At 62.7% G+C, this 1,283-nt stretch carries 1 protein-coding gene; it reads left to right on the plus strand.

Annotated elements, in window-relative coordinates; genetic code table 11:
- A partial coding sequence (locus tag LGZ98_RS23750; protein WP_262978733.1) for a DUF6531 domain-containing protein occupies nt 1-1,283 on the plus strand: 1,283 nt, incomplete at both ends.

Genomic DNA, 1,283 nt, shown 5'->3' on the forward strand with positions numbered 1-1,283 from the left:
AAAACGGTGTTTGCCAACGGCAAACCGATTGCCCGGCTGGGCCACCGCACCACCTGCGATGCCAATATCAACAGCGGCGCGGCGTCCATTGCCCTCACCCAGGAGACCGAAGGCGTCTATGACATCATGGTCAGCAGCGACCGGGCCTTACACTGGGCCGTGGTGCTGGCCGGCCTCCTCCCCCTGCCCAGAGGGAACAAAAACCGCCCCCATGAATCGCCCCCCGCCCCGTCGGTGAAAAAAACCGGCTGTAACAGTCAGCTCTGTAGCAAAGCCGGCGAGCCGGTAGACGTGGCGACCGGCGACTTCCTACAGGTCTGGCCGGTGCTGGCCCTGCCGGGGGTGCTGCCGCTGACCCTGAACCGGACTTACCGCTCCACCGCCGCCCTGGCCGGGCTGTTCGGCCCCAAATGGGCCGATGACTGGTCGCAGCACCTGCGCCGCGACGGCGAGGAGACTCATTTCACCGACGGCGAAGGGGTGATTTACACCTTCCATACCCCGGCGGAAAACGTCTTCTCGGTCAACCTGCATGCCGGCCATTACCTGCTGTACGGGCAACGCGACGGCGAGCTGCGCCTGTTTAACCGCCGCGCCCAGCAGATACTGAGCTTTGCCGAGGTCCAGGGGGATAAACGCCGCCTGTCCCTGATAGAGGACCGCAACGGCAACCAGACCGTCTTTCATTACGATGAACACCACCGCCTGACCCGCCTGGTCCATGCCGACACCACGACCCTGGCGCTGCACTACGAACACCAGCAGCTCACGGCCATTGACTGGCTGCACGCGGCACAGCGCCAGCGGCTGGTGACCTGCCGCTATGATAACCCAGGGTATCTGGCGGAATGTGACACCTTTCAGTTTCACCACCTGTGGCACGAATACACGCCGCAGGGGAACATGACCCGCTGGCATGACACCGATAAAACCGATGTCACCGTGCACTACGATAACGCGGGCCGGGTGACGGCCACCACCACCCCGCAGGGATACTGGCAGGACCGTTTTGCATACGATGACGACCATAACATCACCACCTATTTCGATGCCGAAGGCGGCTGTACCCGCTACCACTATAACGCCGACGGCTTAGTGACCCGCCAGGTCGACCCGCTCGGCCATGAAACCCGGACCGAATGGGATTTCAGTCACAAAGTCGCCGAAACCGACCCGCTGGGCCGGACCACGGCGTATGAGTACAGCCCTTACGGCGAGCTGACCGGCTGGCTGTCACCCACCGGGGACATCACCGCTTACGATTACAATGAATACGGCCAGCT

The organism is Photorhabdus kayaii, assembly GCF_025384895.1.
GTDB lineage: Bacteria > Pseudomonadota > Gammaproteobacteria > Enterobacterales > Enterobacteriaceae > Photorhabdus > Photorhabdus kayaii.